Genomic DNA, 15,262 nt, shown 5'->3' with positions numbered 1-15,262 from the left:
GTCCATCGACGCTCATTTGTTCAGCGAGCGCCGCGTGACGACCGACTCGGCCAACTCGCGCAAAAGCTGCTCGGTGGCGGGCCAGGCGATGCAACGGTCGGTGATCGATTTGCCGTACTCAAGGTCGTTCAACGGCGCGGCGGGCTGATTGCCGCCTTTGATGTTGCTCTCCATCATCAGGCCGGCGATGTCCGATTCACCGGAAGCGATCCGGGCGGCCAGTTCACGGACGACCTGCGCCTGGCGCGTTTCGTCCTTGCCTGAGTTGCCGTGCGAGCAGTCGACCACCAGCCCTTGCGAGGCGGCGCAGTCGGCCGACATTTCGGCGCGGATGGCCTGCATGGCGGACCGAACCGAACCGGCGTCATAGTTCGGACCATGATTCGAACCGCGCAATACGACATGGCAGTCCGGGTTGCCAAGCGTCTCCACGGCGCTGGCCTGGCCTAGATGGTTGATGCCGAAGAACGTGTGTCGTTCGGAAGCCGTGAAACAACCGTCAATCGCGGCTTTGACCGAGCCGTCCGTTGCGTTTTTGAAGCCGATCGGCATGGACAGGCCGCTGGCCAGTTGTCGATGAATCTGCGATTCCGTATTACGTGCGCCGATCGCCCCCCAACTGACCGCATCCGAGATATACTGCGGACTGGTCGGCTCCAAAAACTCAGTGGCCGCAGGCACCCCCTCGTCAAGCACGCCCAGCAGCACCTTTCGAGCCAGAAGCAGGCCCTTTTGAATATTGTGCGTACCGTCGATATCGGGATCGTTGATAAGACCCTTCCAGCCGACCGTAGTGCGCGGCTTCTCGAAGTAAACTCGCATTACAATGAGCAGTTCGTCCTCCAGCTCGCGTTTGAGCGCGGCAAGACGATGCGCGTAGTCAAGAGCGGCCTTGGGATCATGCACCGAACAAGGCCCGACGATGACCAGCAAACGTGCGCGCGGATCGCGGCCATAGAGGCAGTCGCGAATCTCATCGCGCGAAGCGACCACCAAGTCCTGAGCCGCGTCGCTCATCGGCAACTCGGCCAGCACGTCAGCGGGAGTGGGAAGCGGAGCCAACTCAAAGACCCGGCGGTTGACGATACGGCTGACCCCGGCAGCATCCTCCCAGCGCGTCACGTTTGCGGACTCCAATGGGTTCTCACCATTGCGCAACGCCCGACGAACCGCTGCAATCCCATCGTTCTGATCCGGTGTCGTTTCCATCGACACGTCTTCGCCGCTCATGACTCAGCCTCATCTCCCGCTCTTGCCGTCACCCTTATCCACAACAATAACCCAACAATAACCGAAGCCGCGAAAAGCGCGAAACCGGCATCCGAACCCGTCAAAAACCATCCGCACCGCGACGCGTCGCAACATCGCCAATCACGAGACCACGCCGAGCCGAATGACAAACTCGCAGGTTCCATACCGACGCCTGATCGGGCGGAAGGCGACGCGGCGTACGCATTGATCGGAACGCTACAACCATTACGGCAGGACACAGCAGCAGGCCCGCACCGCCGACGCCTCCACGCACGGCCTTCCGCCATCGAATCAGACGGAATCGACACCTGGCGATAACAGCGTTCAAACGCGACCGTTTACGCCATGCCACGTCACAAGAACAATTCGCGGCAAAAGCCTGCTGCACTTCCCGAACCGACGGACAAACCGAAATCTACTCGCCGTCAAGCTTACGACGGGCGGTGACCGCGTCGGCCAACGTGTGCAGCAGTTCGGCGGTGCGGTCCCATGAAATGCAGGAATCCGTCACGGAACGGCCATACACCAATTGGTTCAACGGCGCCGGCGACTGATGGCCCCCCTTGAGGAAACTCTCCATCATCACACCGAAGATGCCATGCTCTCCCCTGGCCAGACGCGCTGCGATCTGCTCGATTACCTGAGCCTCACGCACCTCGTCCTTGCCGCAATTTCCGTGTGCGGCGTCAATCACCAGACCATGCTCTGAGGGACCGGTGACCTTCGAGGCCTTCAGGGTCTCCAGCGCAGCGGACACAGACGCAGTGTCGTAGTTGGAGCCGTGGTTCGAACCGCGCAGAATGATGTGGCAGTCCGGGTTGCCTTTCGTTTCGGCGGAAATCACACGTCCGTCAAGGTTGATTGAAAGGAAATGGTGCTCGTTGGCCACGGCGTAGCAGGAATCCGCCGCAGCCTGCACCGAGCCGTCGGTCGAGTTCTTGAAACCGATGGGCATCGACATGCCACTGGCCAGCTCCCTGTGCACCTGACTTTCCGTGTTGCGAGCGCCAATCGCGCCCCAGCTGACCAGATCGCACAAATATTGCGGAGTGATCGGGTCAAGCCATTCGGTCGCGGTCGGCAGGCCGAGCGAAAGCATATCGACCAATACCTGACGAGCCAGGAACATGCCCTTGCGGATGTTGAACTCGCCGTCGAGATCCGGGTCGTTGATCAGGCCTTTCCAGCCAATGGTTGTACGTGGCTTCTGGAAATAGACACGCATCACGATCATGAGACGGTCGTTCAGCTCGGCATTAAGTTCGGCGAGACGGCTCGCATACTCGTGCGCGGCCTTCGCATCATGAATCGAACAAGGCCCCACGATGACAAGCAAACGATCATCACGGCCATGCAGAATATCCCGAATCTGTTGACGACTATGCAGGACAAGCCGGCTCATTTCCCCGCTCATCGGCAGTTCCTTGAGGAATACACGCGGCGCCGGTATCGGATCCAGTTGGCGGATGTTGACATCCACGGTTTCGGGGTACACGGCTTCATCACTGAATCTCTGTGCGTCCTCCGCGCTGCCGGGGCCTCGTACTTCCGCCATTGCTACCTCCTGCTACCATCAACGCTTCCACGGCAATCCTTAAGCTGAACCACCACTCTACCCGACCATCATCGTCGGAACCCTCGTCACACCAGATCATGAAACGTAAGCCATTCAAATGGTTCGAGTCGCGACGGCTATGAGCACCCCGCCCTCTGTCGCCGTTCTCGTGATCCAGACCGACCATGAGCGACCCGGACGGAGTCATCCATGGCAACGGCGGGTCATTGACACACCAATCGCGCCGACCAGAGGCCCGACCGGTAACCGATGGCGCAAACCGGTCATTCATGGTGCAAAACGTTGATTCAGTGGATTCAAAAACCGTTTTCTGCACTCTAACGACCTGTTCTTAAGCCGGACCAGCGGAGACGACAAAGCCGACACTCGGACGCACCATCACCCGGTGATCTGGTTAAAGAGACCACCGGGCCATGCTGGGTGCGTACATGTACACGAATGAACCAACGAGGCAAACCCGAGCCCGAGCAAACCCAAGCAAGAACCCACCGAATGGTGGCAACAGCCACCATTCGGCACGTATTGGTCGGCGAATAGCCCACAGGACTGTCTGCTTTTAGGCCAATGCACCCATCGGGTCCCACGCCGGGAGCATCGTCGCCGGCTCGGACAGGGCGGCCTGGTATTCGGCCGGCAGCAATGCCTTGGGCACGGCCACCTCGTAGACGTACTCGGTGAACCAGTCGTCACTCATGGTGAAGTAACCCTTGTCGGCCAGTTCCTCACCCCACGAGTTCTCGACGCGCCAACGGTTGGTGGTCTCGCCGTCATCGGCCACGTCCACGCCCACGAACGCCATGGCATGATTCATCGCGGAGTCACCGAAACGCACGCGGTCCTCCTTGTCGAGGTCGAAATCGACGTCGTACACCTTGTCGTATTCATACAAGTCGGTCGCCCAAGCCCCGCCGTCGCGGTCCATCATCGGGTGGCAGTCCGCCCCGAACCATACGGGGATGCCCTGCTCGGAAAGCACACGGCGCACGCAGTCCTTCATGAACTGGTTGGGCACGTTGAGGTACTCGGTCGGGTCTCCACCGGCCACATTGCCCAGATGTTCAATGCCGATCTTCTTGCCCTTGGCATGTTCGGCACGAGGGTCGTCCACGAGGCACACATAACCTTCAAGATCCGCCGAACCGACGTACTTGTTCCAGAACTCGACCGGCGTGATCTCGCCGTCCCGGTGGAAGTTGCCGTCCTTGTCGTTCCATTCCCAATCGAAGCTCTTCGGCGGCTCACCAAGATGAATGGTCAGCATGCGATGACCGGCCTCGACGGTCTGCGCGACGATCTCGTCGATGCGCTCGGGCTCGGCGTACATGTGCGCCACTGCGGTGTGCAACAGGCGACGCAATTGCGTGTCCATCTCACCGGTGTTCTTAGAAGAAGCGGTTTCGGGGAAGAAGTCCTTCGGCACCGCACCATACTTCTTATAGACGTTCATCGCCATGGTCCATTGCCCACCATCGCCCATCACATCACCGAGCATATGCCGCATAAGCCGCGAATCGACGGGCTCGCCAGCTCGCACAAGCGCCGCCGTATCGCGCATGAAATAGTTGACCCGCTCGAGCTTGTCGAAATACATCGCATAATTCTGCGAAAACTCGAACTGATCGATATTGAGGTTCTGCTTGGCCACGAACCGCGCAACATTCAAGGAGCTGAACAGCCAGCAACGACCGGAACGATTCTGGTTGGTGACCTTGCCGTTGTCGACCGTGACGGAAAAACGACGTTGCAGGGTCCGAGCGCGGTCGTAGTTGTGCGCCACGGGGTTGATGCCAGAGGACGTGACGGCGTTCATCGCCAGCCGGTTAGCCGGATTGGCCTCAAACCGGTCGCGCATTCCCTCAAGCTCGGCACCGCTCAACGATTCCAGTGTTGTCATAATAATAGATACTCCTTTTGTTTCATCACTACATTCCCGGCATTAGCGCAGGCGCGACCAACAGTCGGCCTTACTTGGCGCCACCGGTGAAACGCCGTAGCCGCCGTAGAGCCATTGATGCACGGCACATTGCCGGCCGAAACCCGGTCAACGGTTGCCTTCGGCACCACCTTGACCGGCAGCGGGCCGCGCACTCTGATCGGCTTTCGAACCATCGCCGGAGTCCTGAACCTCACCTTGCGCCGAAGCGCCGGACGGAACCTGCACCGGAATCGTCGGCACAGAGCCTTCGTCCTGTCCGGCCGCATCGTCCAGACCGTCGGCAACCGCGTTGACCACCGGCACATTTACCGCGTCATCAGGCTTGTCGTGATCTGGAAAACCGAAGCCCGCGAAGGCATTGGAGAACATCGAACGCAGCTCGGAAACGCGCTGCGTGATGGTGGATTCGCGCTCCTGAAGTTCGCTGATCCGCGCGCTAAGCCCGTCCAGTTCCTTCTTCGCTGCCTGACGGCGCTGCTCGACACGTTCCTCGGCCTCCTGATTGGCCTTCGCGATAATCTGCTTGGACTGCTCGTCCGCCTGCTCCCGCTTTTCAATCGCATAGGAGTCAGCCTGGTCGCGCACGTCCTTCGCCTTGCTGACCAGAGCGTCCGCCTCGGCCTTGGCCGCCGCACGGCTTTCATCCAAGCTCTTGAGAAGCTCGTTGATCTTCGCCGTGGCGTCATCCTGCTGTTTGGAGATGTCGGCGCGAATCTGCTCGACCTCGGCATTGACCTGGCTTAGCACCTTGGTGCGTTTGACCTCGGCCTCATCCGTGATCGTCTGCGCCTGCGATTTGGCATTGTCGATAATCTCGTTGGACTTGCGCTGCGCCTCGGAGGTCATACGGGACACTTGGTCACGCACGTCAGCCAACTTCTTGTTCGCCTCGGCCAAAGCTGCTTCAATCTGATCGTTGGTGTCGCTCTTGAGCTTGGCGATCTCCTCGTTCGCGGCCTTACGCTGCTCGACGACCTGCTGCGTGGTCTTAGCCTTGAGTTCGGAAATCTCTCGGTCCTGTTTCGCCCTCTCACTGGCCAGACGCTTATTGTGCTCCTCGCGCGTATTGGTCAGCTCGATTTCCATGGTGTCGCGTTGGCTGGTAACGGTCTTCGCCGTTTCCTCGCGCAGACGAACGGCATCGTCCTTGGCGGCGGCGGTGATCGAGTCGGACTCTGTCTTGGCCTTGGCCAGAACCGTGGCGGCCTTGGCGTTGGCCTCGTCGATGATGCGCTGGGCGTCAAGCTTGGCATTATTGATGAGGGTCTCCACCTCGGAGGTGGCCGATGCGCGGGTGCTCGCCGCATCCTGCTTGGCTCGATCGATCAGTTCGGTGCTGGTCTGTTCGGCGCTGGCCAACATCTGCTGGGCGTTTGAACCGAGTGAGGCAAACGACCCGTTGTTGCCGTCCTTGTTTTTCTTCTTTTCCTCCTGAAGCTGCCCCTGCAGCTTCAGAATCGCATCGTCACTCTGAGCGATCTGATTGCGCAATCCGTCCACGGTCTGCCGCATTGAGGACAGTGCGGCATCCACCTGCTCCTTGTTGTACCCGCGCAACTCCGTCGTAAAGCTGTCAACCATACCGATTCCCTTTCGCACCACGACCGACGTCGTAAAGACCAATTATCTCCTACTCTAATGCAACATAGGGAACGCATGAACGTCAACGCGCCATCTATTTGGAATCATCACATGCATTGCAGAATGAGCCGAGCATCGTCTCCTGATCGACGGCGGTCAGCGACTCACCCCGCCGACACGCCTTACGTTTCAAGCGATGAGGATATTCGAGCAGGACGGTTCGATCAGGTAATCCACCGCGCGGCGCACAACTAATCGACAGGCTTCGACCTGTTGCTTCATGGGCAGCCCCCGACGCGGATTACGCTCCTCGGAAATAATAGGAAAATTGACGAACCCGGCGAGCACCTTGTCCTGGCCACTCACCCATTTCATCAGATTGTAAAACAGCGAATTGCATACGAACGTACCCGCATCGGAGCTCAATGTCGAAGGAATGTCATGCGCCGCGAAATCGTTCAGAATGCCACGCAACGGCAGGCGCGTCCAGAACGAGGCCGGACCGCTGGACCTAATGGGCTGACGTGTGGCCTGGTCCGAATTCTTCGCAGCGAAGTCGGCGCCTCCGGCTTGTCCGTAAATCGAATCGACCAGATTGTTGGCGCAACGCTCAAGCAGAATGCCACGCGCCGAACGCTTCAGCCCGGTGGCGATAACAATATCAGGGTGCACCGCATCGATACGATCCTTGAGTGCGGACCAGGCCAATTCAAAGCTCACCGGCAGACTCAGCGCCTCAATCGACACGTCGATTCCCTCAAAACCTTCGACCGACGACTCGTCGTCCGCGTTAAGACCCTCCTCGGCCAATGCCTGCGGCACCAGAAGAGAGGGGTTACGGTCCACGCCCTCATAGGGGTCGAAACCGGAGATGACGACACTGATATGTTCCATGCGTTCAAGTCTAGCCGATACCCTACCAACCTGATATGCAAAGAGTACATGGCAGCGGCGGCCTTGCGCGACACCGCCCATCTCCGAAACGGCACAACCAGCGAGACAAACGCAAGACCGCCAACCGCATACCGATTCTCAAATCGAGTCCGATCAGCGGTCATCAACCGGCAGAAACCAATACGGATCCCATTGACGACCCCTGCCGAACAGCCGGCCTTCGATTCAGCCGGGCGTTTTCATTCCGTAGGCACCTGCCCCCCCCCACAACCCACCGTCGATGTCCACTTCGCCGACCGTTGGGCCGGGCATCGTCGCGGAGCGCACCGAAGTGCCCACGAAGCGGAGCCGCCCTAATGTTCCCGTACGATGAGAGCGAGCATGCGACCCTCATGAGGCTTATCGGCAAAGGCAGAACGGCGGTGGGAATACCACAGCGGGTTCTCAAGAGTGCACAGCGGATGCTGCATTGCATTGATTCGCGCGCCGAGATCGGCGCAAACGGCCACTCGTCGAGCTTGCGCAGCAACCTCGGGCGACATGGCGGCAACCGGGATTCCCGCAGTTGCAGAGACAACGGCTTCGAACGTTCCATCTCGCACCACCTCGTCGGAAGTATCGACCAGATCGCCTTGCGTTGCCGACACCGAAGAAGACGCCGGCAGGACGACCGGTTCACCGGCATGGTCGTCTGCGCCGCCGTCTCCATCCGTACGACAGACCGCCTCGAGCTCATCGTCATACTCAAGATATTGCGTTGCGGCCGCGACTCTTGGTGTCGAATCAACGACATGCTCCCGGTCGACACCGGAACGGCTGAGTTCCTGTAGGGCCGCCTCGGCGATGTCAATGCCGGCTCCACCGAAGCGTGTCGTCGTGCGGGTGCCGGGAAAACGAGCGTCGAACGCCGCCGCCACCTGGTCCCCCACCTCGTAGCAGTCTCCGCAGATGCAAGGACCGAGCGTGGCGACGATACGCTCGACGCTGGCCCCTTTGCGTTCCATGGCATCAATCGTGGAGCTGACGATGCCACGCTCCAGACCCCTGCGGCCGCAGTGTGCCACGCCGATCACCCCGGCCTGTGGGTCGGTCACGAGCACCGGAAGGCAGTCGGCCGCAAACACGCCGACGGCCAAGCCCGCCCGAGCCGTCACCTGCCCGTCAGCCTCAAGTCTGCGATCCGCCGACAACCGATCGTCGACCGCATCCGCGCCCGACCGATCACAACCGTATGGAGCATTGAAATCGGCATCTTCGTCAGCATCGATCGCCCGACCGGAATGAACCTGCGCCACCAGCGAAAGCGGTGCCCCGACGGCCTTTGATAATGCAATCCGATTTGCGGTCACGACATTCGGGTCGTCGCCCGCCTTGCCTCCCAGATTGCATGAAGCCCAATCGCCGCAGCTGCTCCCGCCCAGGCGCGTCGTATACACGACTTTGACGTGCGGCGCCAGCTCAATCGGAATCGTGACCGGAATCGGGTTGCCCTGAGCATCAACGGGATCCAAGGCGCTACTGTCCACAATCATGTCGTCATATTGTGCATTCATGCTGTCGTTCATGCATACCACTGTACCGTTACGCCCGCTCACATCACACTTACACACCGACGGACAAGCATCCAACCCGACAAGGCCGGCTGATCCGGCATGGCAATCGGGACGAAGAATGCGCCACGCGCCCGCCGACCAGCAAGTCGGCTTAATCTATCGCTGCCCCCATCATTCGGCTTTCAGCGTGCGTGTTTTGGCTCGCGAACGAATCATCGCGCCGGCCGGTATCGGCTGCGGACAGGGCATCGAAAAAACGTGGGCCGGGTTGTTGATCGATTCGACGGGCGCACCTTCCGCATCCCTGAAGCCGCCGCCAGGCACCTGAAAATCGACGGGCGCACGACCGGGAACCAGGAATTCGACCAGCTGCCCCTCCTCTATCTTGTTTCGGCTCATCAGGGTGATGCGGCTGGTCTGTGCGTCATAGGCCGTGACTTCGCCGACCACCAGCCAGTCGCGGAAGTAACCGCCACGGTCCGTGTTTTGGCCGACCTGACGCTCCGGATAGTAGAAGCCCGTTGAGTAGTCACGATGCGAGACCTTGTAAGGTTCGTCCTTCAGCCATTGAGCCAGTTCGACGCGGTTCGACGCATCCGCCGCCGCGCCATCGCGAACATCGGAGGCCTGCCCGGTCCGGCGGTCGATCATGGAATCGGCACGGGTGACCTTGCTCCGGAAGGGCCGCACAACATGGCGGTCGCCGTCCTCGAAGCCGCGCTGCACCATATATTCGTTCACGGCGCACTTGTATGCATTGGCCATCGCCGCGACGTAATAGGCGCTTTTGGCCCGACCCTCGATTTTCAGACTCGTCGCGCCGACGTCAATCAGCTCATCGAGATGCTCGAGCATGCACATATCCTGCGAATTGAACAGGAACGTGCCCTGATCGGTCTGCTCGATGGGGAAGAACTGGCCCGGGCGCTTCTCCTCGACCACGTGATACTTCCAGCGGCAGGGCTGGGAGCACTCGCCATGATTCGCGTCGCGGCCGGTCAAATAGTTGGAAATAAGACAGCGCCCCGAAAACGCCATGCACATTGAACCGTGGACGAAACATTCCACGTCCATGTCTTCGGGAATGTTGGCGCGGATATCACGCACGGCCTGCATGTCGAGCTCGCGGGCCAGGACCACGCGCCTTGCGCCCAATTCGTACAGGGCATTGGCCGCAAGATAGTTGGTGACGCCCGCTTGCGTGGAGACGTGCAGTTCCAGCTTCGGGGCGATTCGGTGCGCGGCCATCATCACACCGATATCCGTAACGATCAGGGCGTCGACACCGGTATCGGCGAGCTGGCCGATATACTCCTTAAGCCCTTCGACCTCGTCGTTGTGCGGCAGAACATTACAGGTGACGTAGACCCGCGCGCCACGCTCATGGGCATAGCGCGAACCGGCCTCGAAATCCTCGAGCGACAGGTTCCTGGGCGCCGAGCGCATGCCGAACGCCTTGCCGCCGCAATAGACCGCGTCCGCACCGAAGTCGATGGCGGTCTCAAGGCTACGCAGATTCCCGGCCGGCGCCAGCACCTCCGGCCTACGGCGACGAGGCATTGCGGACGCAACAGTACCGGTACCTGCCATGTTGCCGACCTTGCTTTCCGATTGACCGTCCGCGACGGATTGAATGTGTTGTTCGTCTTTACGCACCGTTCCATCTTAGGCAGCGGCCCTGAATCAACCGACGCGCGTGACTCGTCCCAAGTCAGTTCACCAAATCGCCGGCGCCACCATGCCGGCGACACCTGGGATTCGAGCGGCATCCGTCGGACGATGCCAAAGGATGTCACGCCTATTCGACAGACAACCCTCGCCCCAACGCATCCAACTCCTCGGTCGTAAGATCGAGGTCACCGGCTTTGAGACTGTCGAGAATGGTGGCGGGGCGATGCGCGCCGGGAATCACGAAGACGCGCCGACCGAGGCTGAGCTCCCACGCGAGCACCACCTGCTGATAACTTACGCCACGGCTGGTCGCGACGGCGCGGAACGGATCGAACTTCGTCTCGTCCTTCGCCTTGCGGAAGCCGCCAAGCGGGCTCCAGCACACGAAAGCCAGGCCCACCTTCTCACAGTAATCCAGCGTATCCTGCGTGGAACGGTAGATCGGAGAGAACTGATTCTGCACGGCCACGAGGCCGTCGCCCAGAATGCCGCGCGCGATGTCGATCTGCTCAATCGAAGTGTTGGAAATGCCGGCCGTACGCGCAACGCCTGCATCGACAAGTTGTTTGATGGCCTCAATCGATTCGTTATATGGCACAGACGGATCCGGACGATGGAAGTAGAGCAGGTCTATCGTATCGACACCGAGCGCGAGGGCGGACTGCTTGCCCGCCTCGATCAAATGCTCCGGCTGGCCGTTGACGCCCCACGTTGGAGTGGTGCCATCGGGACCGAAGTTGCGGAAATGACCGACTTTGGTGGCAACGCTGACCTCGTCCTTCGGACCGTCCCAAGACTCCATCGCCTGTCGCACGAGCTTTTCGCCGGTCTGCTCCTCGCCGCCGGAACAGTAATATGCCCATGCGGTGTCGATATGGCAGCATCCGGCATCGAGCGCGGCGTGGATGGTCTCGATACCCATAGCCTCACCCAGGTTATTCTCAATGGTCAGAGGCATCTCTCCCAAGCCAATGGCTGTGGCGTCGAACGGCCCCAGATTGCGGTGCAATACCATATTGCTCTCCTCGCGTCCCATATTATGCATTACGTTATGCCAGCATACCAGTTATCCCAAGAATAGCCAGAATCGGCGATTTTGCAAACGCAGGAAGACTCGAAACACCTTGGAAACCAGATCAAATCGACGCGGCGATACGAGAGAACCGAAATAAAAGTAAACCTTCACGCACCCGACAGAGGCCACTTACCCTTGCTGCATTCCTGCCCTGGGGGGATTGGGTGACGTAACGCCACGTGAAGGCTCTATCAATATAACGCAACCGTCGGATATACCGAACATCGGCATGTGCGTCGGCAGTGTGAGGCTTACGAAGACATGCTGACATGCGCAGAGGAACGGCGATACCAGCACACGCTTGAATCAGTGCCACAAACCGGTCAATCGTGCCGCCAACAAGTCACTAATGCCGCCAACAAGTCACTAGTGCCGCAAAAACCACATTCCCGGCACGAAAAACAAACGTCGTGTGACACCAATGACCGATTTGTGGCACTAAGCCAGCCGAAATCACACTGTGACGAGCATCGAACCGAACCCACACGTCTTAACACGACCAAATGTGGTCAGTTGACATGTTTGGAACATAGGCGACAACGGCACACGCGTCGCGGCTCCTTTAGACGAGAACGCATCACACGCTGGTGGCAGCAGCTCAGTGGCGAAGCGAGGATTAGATGCGGAATCGACGGGCGAGCGCGACAGAGGCTAGGGTCGCGGTGAGGATCGCCAACGCGAGCCGGACAAGACGGGCCGCCCACATGTGCCAGCCACCGCCGGTCATCGGCAGTGCGGCGACCAGCGGAAAGTCGAGGCGAATCAATTGGGAGTCGACGTTCACACCTTGCGAGGCATTGCCGGTCGAATCCTTCCGTGATACGCGCCTTTGAACCGTCCGGTACACCCGAAAGGAACATCCATGCTCCACGTGCCATCGGCCGGCGAAACCGCAATCGGGCCGGACGAAGCCACAGCAGGCGACAATGCGTTGCCACCTGCGTCGAGCCGGTCCACCATTACCGTCGTACCAGCGGCCACCGCCGTAGCCGAGGTGCGCGCCGAGTTCCTCACCACGCCGTACAGACCGGCGCGAGTAGCACAGGAACCCGCGCTCACCTTCGCACTGGTGAGCACTGGCGCCACCACGTCGAGGGTCTGGTGCGAGAACTCGCTGTAGGCGGAGTCGCCATCGGCCTTGGTGGTCACTTTCATTCGGAACGTATAGGACCTGCCAGTGCCTTCTGAGTCCATTTGAAACCCCGGATTTGATATGCGCGAAATATCGTGCGGAAACGAATCAGCATATACCGGTTACGCGTGGATGAAGCCCTTCGAAATCGCATCACAGGATGCCATAATGACTGCCGGTACGGGCGGAGAATCACCATGTCGCCCTCAACCCGCATGTCGCCCTCAACCCGATAGACGAGCCGCCAGTCCGGCCCAAGGTACAATTCGCTGAACGCCGCGAGATTACCGACCAGCTGATGATCCTTGTATTTACTTGCCAATACTTTACGGTCATTCTGGCGCAAGGCCTTTTCAGCCTCTATCAGCTTGGCCATGTCGCAATGCTTACGTTTCAGGTGCTTCACATTGCGCAGGAATGCCGAGTTATAGCCAATTTCACTCATTGTCAATCAGCCTTGCAAACTCATCGTCGCTCCCCACTCCAATCACCGGCTCATCAAGGGTTCCAAGCACCGCGTTCTCGAAGCTCGGCGCCTTCAGGGAAAGCGGGAAGCTACGGGTGTTGACGATCTGCTTGAGCAGCATGTTCACGGCGGCCGTCAGATCGATCCCCCATGGAATCCAAAAGCCGCACGGCCTCGTCCTTCAGATCATTATTGTTGCGGCCCTGTACTCGAGTATTCATTCCATAACATTCTCCCAATGGAAGTACAATATGATCACATTTATGATGCCCTTGTAGCCACAACACAATTATGCGCAATACACCTCTACGTTCTTTTTGAACTTGCCGGCGTACTCGAACTCCTACATTGTCAAGGATCCGTTTCATCGCCCCCGCGTCTCCCGCGCGGTAAACGGTGAAAGCCTCTGCCTGCGCAATATCGCGTTCCAATGGGGAGAGAGGCATGCGGAACGGCAACGCCTCCTCGCGCACGGACTGGACCAGGAACATGTTGACGGCCGTGCCCATGTCGAGGCCGAGACGGTCGAACAGCTCAGTGGTCCGATCCTTGAGGGACCGCTTCGCACGAATCCGAATCCTTGCGATGCCTTGAACCGATGTCCGTCCCAGCAACAAGCTTCCTTTGCCCAGCTAAATACAATATAACAGATAACCCCATCACGGTATTTTATGAGCCGTTTCGGCCATGAAACGACAAGTGCGCTGAACCGGAGGTACTTGTTGAAGCCAGATCGTGCGAGAGGACCGAGTACCATGAATCACAACATGCAAAAATAAACGCAGACTCGTAAGGGGTCGGCGGTATGACTTGAGGAGATAAACGATGATGACAGACGACGGAAACGATCCGAAACAGAACGACGCAAGCCTGTCGAGCGAGGGTTTACCCAGCGGCAACCTCTCGGATAGCAGCCCGTCCGACAGCAACCTGCCCGACCTTGTGGTCGTGGGGGCGGGCCTGTTCGGTCTGACGGTGGCGCAGCAGGCTGCGGAGAACGGGCACACCGTCGAGATCATCGACGTGCGGTCACACATCGGAGGCAACGCCTATTCCTACTTCGACAAGGAGACGGGCGCGGAGATTCACCAGTACGGTGCGCACCTGTTCCATACCTCCAACAAGCGCGTATGGGACTACGTCAATCGCTTCACCGAATTCACCGACTATCAGCACCGCGTCTACGCCACACACGAGGGCGAGGTCTACCCCATGCCGATCAATCTGGGCACCATCAACCAGTTCTTCCACGCGCATTACACGCCGGCCGAAGCGAAGGCCCTGATCGAGCAGCAAGCTGGCGAACTGGCCGGCACCGACCCCACAAACCTCAACGACAAGGGCATCCAACTGATCGGCCGGCCGCTCTACGAGGCGTTCATCAAAAACTACACCGGCAAGCAGTGGCAGACCGACCCCGCCGAACTGCCGGCCGACATCATCAAACGCCTGCCGGTGCGCTTCAACTACGACAACCACTACTTCAAGGACACCTGGGAGGGACTGCCCAAGGACGGCTACACCGCTTGGATGGAGCGCATGATCGCCGATCCGAAGATTCATGTGACGCTTTCGACCGACTTCTTCGACGAATCGCAGCCCCTCAACAAAAAGGCGCTCGTCGGGCGCGTGCCGGTCGTCTACACCGGGCCGGTCGACAAGTACTTCGACTATAAGCTTGGCGACCTGAAGTGGCGCACCGTCGATTTCAAGGAGCGGCGCTATGACGAGGACGACCATTTCGGCTGCCCCGTGATGAACTTCGTGGACGCGGACGTGCCCTACACCCGCGCCATCGAGTTCAAGAACTTCAACCCCGAACGCCGCGAACGGCAGAACCCCGACAAAACCGTGGTTTGGGAGGAATACAGCCGCTCCGCCGGACGTGACGACGAACCCTATTATCCCATCAACACCGCCGACGACAAGCAGCTCTACCAGCAGTACAAGGCGCTGGCGGCCAAAGAACCGCAAGTCGTATTCGGCGGAAGACTCGGCACTTACGCCTACTACGACATGCATCAGGTCATCAACAGCGCCCTGAACGCCTACGACAAGCAGGTCGGTCCGTTGCTCGTCAAGTAGCGCCACACGGGCGCTGGTCAACAGCGTCAAAAATCGGCAACA

Annotated in this window: 13 protein-coding genes and 1 other RNA gene; 1 reads left to right on the top strand and 13 read right to left on the bottom strand. The window is 59.3% G+C overall.

Annotated elements, in window-relative coordinates:
• Positions 1-12: 12 nt before the first annotated feature.
• The 13 genes from BBOH_RS07570 to BBOH_RS07520 form a co-directional block, all read right to left on the bottom strand.
• Positions 13-1,209 carry a 3-deoxy-7-phosphoheptulonate synthase gene (locus BBOH_RS07570; RefSeq protein WP_033521003.1) on the bottom strand — a complete coding sequence of 399 codons (1,197 nt, stop codon included), beginning with the start codon at positions 1,207-1,209 and terminating at the stop codon, positions 13-15.
• 457 nt (positions 1,210-1,666) lie between these two features.
• On the bottom strand, positions 1,667-2,806 hold the full coding sequence (locus tag BBOH_RS07565; RefSeq protein ID WP_033520926.1) for a 3-deoxy-7-phosphoheptulonate synthase: 1,140 nt from the start codon (positions 2,804-2,806) through the stop codon (positions 1,667-1,669).
• A 577-nt stretch (positions 2,807-3,383) separates the two neighbouring features.
• Complete coding sequence (locus tag BBOH_RS07560) at positions 3,384-4,721, bottom strand: C1 family peptidase (RefSeq protein WP_033520928.1); 1,338 nt, start codon at positions 4,719-4,721, stop codon at positions 3,384-3,386.
• Positions 4,722-4,868: 147 nt separating this feature from the next.
• Positions 4,869-6,344 carry a cell division protein gene (locus tag BBOH_RS07555; protein WP_033520930.1) on the bottom strand — a complete coding sequence of 492 codons (1,476 nt, stop codon included), beginning with the start codon at positions 6,342-6,344 and terminating at the stop codon, positions 4,869-4,871.
• Between the two features lie 189 nt (positions 6,345-6,533).
• A complete protein-coding gene (locus tag BBOH_RS07550) occupies positions 6,534-7,238 on the bottom strand; it encodes a pyroglutamyl-peptidase I (protein ID WP_033520932.1) in 705 nt (234 codons plus the stop codon).
• Between the two features lie 353 nt (positions 7,239-7,591).
• Positions 7,592-8,803 carry a purine nucleoside phosphorylase YfiH/LACC1 family protein gene (locus tag BBOH_RS07545; RefSeq protein WP_052118143.1) on the bottom strand — a complete coding sequence of 404 codons (1,212 nt, stop codon included), beginning with the start codon at positions 8,801-8,803 and terminating at the stop codon, positions 7,592-7,594.
• A 159-nt stretch (positions 8,804-8,962) separates the two neighbouring features.
• On the bottom strand, positions 8,963-10,351 hold the full coding sequence (locus BBOH_RS07540; RefSeq protein WP_033521007.1) for a peptidase U32 family protein: 1,389 nt from the start codon (positions 10,349-10,351) through the stop codon (positions 8,963-8,965).
• 238 nt (positions 10,352-10,589) lie between these two features.
• Entirely contained in the window at positions 10,590-11,477 is an 888-nt protein-coding gene (locus tag BBOH_RS07535; protein ID WP_033521009.1) for an aldo/keto reductase, read from the bottom strand.
• A gap of 155 nt (positions 11,478-11,632) precedes the next feature.
• Positions 11,633-11,729: signal recognition particle sRNA small type (gene ffs, locus BBOH_RS08645), an RNA gene on the bottom strand.
• 588 nt (positions 11,730-12,317) lie between these two features.
• Positions 12,318-12,692: a hypothetical protein gene (locus tag BBOH_RS07530; protein WP_033520934.1), complete on the bottom strand. Its 375-nt coding sequence runs from the start codon at positions 12,690-12,692 to the stop codon at positions 12,318-12,320.
• Complete coding sequence (locus tag BBOH_RS08375; protein ID WP_052118144.1) at positions 12,689-13,114, bottom strand: type II toxin-antitoxin system RelE/ParE family toxin; 426 nt, start codon at positions 13,112-13,114, stop codon at positions 12,689-12,691. The genes BBOH_RS07530 and BBOH_RS08375 overlap by 4 nt, the downstream gene beginning before the upstream one ends.
• Positions 13,107-13,256 (bottom strand): hypothetical protein, encoded by a 150-nt coding sequence (locus tag BBOH_RS08640; RefSeq protein WP_081930429.1) that lies wholly within the window; start codon positions 13,254-13,256, stop codon positions 13,107-13,109. Before BBOH_RS08640 ends, BBOH_RS08375 begins: the two co-directional genes overlap by 8 nt.
• Positions 13,225-13,749: a type II toxin-antitoxin system RelB/DinJ family antitoxin gene (locus BBOH_RS07520; protein WP_033520936.1), complete on the bottom strand. Its 525-nt coding sequence runs from the start codon at positions 13,747-13,749 to the stop codon at positions 13,225-13,227. The genes BBOH_RS08640 and BBOH_RS07520 overlap by 32 nt, the downstream gene beginning before the upstream one ends.
• 214 nt (positions 13,750-13,963) lie before the next feature.
• Between BBOH_RS07520 and glf the strand changes: the two genes are divergently transcribed.
• Positions 13,964-15,220 carry a UDP-galactopyranose mutase gene (glf, locus tag BBOH_RS07515; protein ID WP_081930443.1) on the top strand — a complete coding sequence of 419 codons (1,257 nt, stop codon included), beginning with the start codon at positions 13,964-13,966 and terminating at the stop codon, positions 15,218-15,220.
• Positions 15,221-15,262 lie beyond the last annotated feature (42 nt).

Source organism: Bifidobacterium bohemicum DSM 22767 (genome assembly GCF_000741525.1).
In the GTDB taxonomy this organism is placed as follows: Bacteria; Actinomycetota; Actinomycetes; order Actinomycetales; family Bifidobacteriaceae; genus Bifidobacterium; species Bifidobacterium bohemicum.
This window is presented reverse-complemented; position numbering and strand designations above follow the sequence as displayed.